Source organism: uncultured Streptococcus sp. (assembly GCF_963521865.1).
Classification (GTDB): Bacteria; Bacillota; Bacilli; order Lactobacillales; family Streptococcaceae; genus Streptococcus.
In genome coordinates this window covers 1-2,571 of record NZ_CAUQWY010000101.1, presented here as the reverse complement: position 1 = coordinate 2,571, position 2,571 = coordinate 1, and the positions used below count along the sequence as shown (strand labels likewise).

Here is a 2,571-nt window from a genome sequence, read left to right as displayed (position 1 = left end):
TGTATCAACTACTTTGCCTTCAACTTCAATCACATCGTCTTTTGCCACGCAAAAGCACCTCCATAAATTTCGATTCGATGCCTCTAGACACAGAGACAACAATTATAAGTCAGACTATTTCAGTATAACATTTGTAGCGGATTTTTGCAAGTGTGAAAAACGCTTTATTTCAAATTTGTCAATACTTTTTCGATATCTGAGAAGACATCATTGATATCTTGATTACCTTCGATGTCATGAACCAAACCTTTGGCACGGTAGTGAGCAATGATTGGTTCCCCTTGAGCAATATTCACATCTAAACGACGTTTTACTGTCTCAGGTTTATCATCTTCACGTTGGTAGTAATCTTCTTCTTTATAGTCAACTGGTGGGTTAAAGACCTTGTGGAAAGTTTCTCCAGTTACGCGGTGGATGATACGGCCACTCAAACGTTCCAAGAGGCTATCTGGATTCACTTCTATGTTGATGACACCTTCTAGTTCAATGCCAAGTTCAGCCAATGTTTTGTCCAAGGCATGAGCTTGTTCGATTGTACGTGGGTAACCATCCAACAAGAATCCTGTTTCTTTAATATCATCTTGTGAAAGACGTTCTTTTACGATTCCATTTGTAACTTCATCAGGAACCAATTCACCCTTGTCAATGTATGACTTAGCAAGAACACCCATTTCAGTTTGATTTGCCATAGCAGCGCGGAACATATCACCTGTTGAGATATGTGCAACATGGAATTGTTCTACGATTTTTGCTGCTTGAGTTCCCTTACCTGCACCAGGTAAGCCCATAATCAAAAGATTCATGATTTGATCTCCTTATTTTATTTTTAAATAGAAGCAAAAAGTCTTTTCACCCCTATTTAAAAACAAAATAGAAGAGGGGAGACCAAACTCTCACTAATGTTAGAGTTAAACCTCCACTCCCTCAGCATTTACTGATTCAGTAAATACTTTTATTCTGTTCTGTCCATGAAACCAACATACTTACGTTTCAATAGGTAACCTTCCAATTGTTTGATTCCTTCAATACCTGTAGAGATAATGATCAAAAGACTGGTTCCTCCAAAAGCAACTGCTTCTGAAAGTCCGAAAACATCTTTTGCTACAATCGGTAAAATAGAAATCACACCAAGGAAGAGGGAACCAACAGTTGCAAGACGACGAAGAAGTTTAGACATATATTCCTCTGTACCTTTACCAGGACGAACTCCGTGGATATAGGCACCGCTCTTTTGTAGATTCTCTGCCGCTTTTTCAGGATTAATCTGTACAAACGTATAGAAGAATGTAAAGAGAATAATCAACAAAGCATACATAGCAATACCTGTTGGTGAAGTTGTTGCCAACATTTCTTGTGCTGTTCTTACCCAAGCCCAATCATGACCTGTAGCGCTCAAAAACTGAAGAATAGCTGCTGGCGCCGCAGTAATCGAACTTGCAAAGATAACAGGGATAACTCCAGCAGGGTTTACTTTCAAAGGAAGGTAAGAGCTAGATGGAGCGCCTTGTGCAACCTTAGTATATTGGATTGGAATTTTGTATTCTGCTTGTTGAACATAAGTTGTAAAGTAAATAATCAACAATACAGTAATAATCAAAATGATTACGAAAATGATAGATGAGCTGATACGGCTACTTGGGACGTTCACAAAGTAGTCCACATAGATGCCCTGAATCATCTCTGGAATTGAGGCAACAATCCCGGCAAAGATAATCATAGAAACACCATTTCCGTATCCCTTATCTGTAATTTGCTCTCCCAACCAAGTCACAATCATGCTACCAGCTGTTAAGATGATACCAATCATGATAAAGACTTGTGGAGTAAGAGCTGTTTTCAACAATTGAGCTCCAGCCAAAGTATTAAAACCAGCTGTAATCCCGATAGATTGCACAAAAGCGAGAACTAGAGCAATATAACGAGTAGCTTGATTCAATTTTCTTCGACCTACTTCCCCTTGTTTACCCCACTCTACAAACTTGGGTAAAATATCCATTTGCAAGAGTTGGACAACGATAGAGGCCGTAATGTAGGGACTAACACCAAGAGCAAAAACTGAGAAGTTTTTCATGGCATTTCCTGACACCAAGCTCAACATGTTTAAGAAGGATAATCCACTTAAAGCATTCAAGCTATTAGCATTCACACCAGGAACTGTAATGCTAGTTCCGATACGAAAGACCAAAACGATAAAAATTGTAAATAAAATTTTTGATCGAACCTGCTTGACTTTAAGAGCTTCTCTTAATAATTTAAAAAACATAGGTCACCTCTCTTAGATGACTTCTACTGAACCACCTTTAGCAGTGATAGCTTCTTCAGCTGATTTAGAGAATTTAGCTGCTTTCACAGTCAATTTCTTAGTCAACTCACCGTTACCAAGAATTTTAATACCTGATTTTTCAGCTTTAACAATTCCTGCTTCGATAAGAACAACTGGAGTTACTTCAGCACCATCTTCAAAGACGTTCAATTGGTCAAGGTTCACAATTGCGTATTCTTTAGCGTTGATGTTAGTAAATCCACGTTTTGGAAGACGACGGAACAATGGAGTTTGTCCACCTTCAAAAC

Annotated in this window: 3 protein-coding genes; all 3 read right to left on the bottom strand. The window is 38.5% G+C overall.

Annotated elements, in window-relative coordinates; translation table 11 throughout:
- Positions 1–164: 164 nt before the first annotated feature.
- Positions 165–803 carry an adenylate kinase gene (locus tag RWO85_RS10355; RefSeq protein WP_001050436.1) on the bottom strand — a complete coding sequence of 213 codons (639 nt, stop codon included), beginning with the start codon at positions 801–803 and terminating at the stop codon, positions 165–167.
- Positions 804–952: 149 nt separating this feature from the next.
- Positions 953–2,263: a preprotein translocase subunit SecY gene (secY, locus tag RWO85_RS10350; protein WP_042901718.1), complete on the bottom strand. Its 1,311-nt coding sequence runs from the start codon at positions 2,261–2,263 to the stop codon at positions 953–955.
- 12 nt (positions 2,264–2,275) lie between these two features.
- Positions 2,276–2,571: 50S ribosomal protein L15 (gene rplO / locus RWO85_RS10345; protein WP_314415778.1), on the bottom strand; the 296-nt coding region annotated here is incomplete at its 5' end.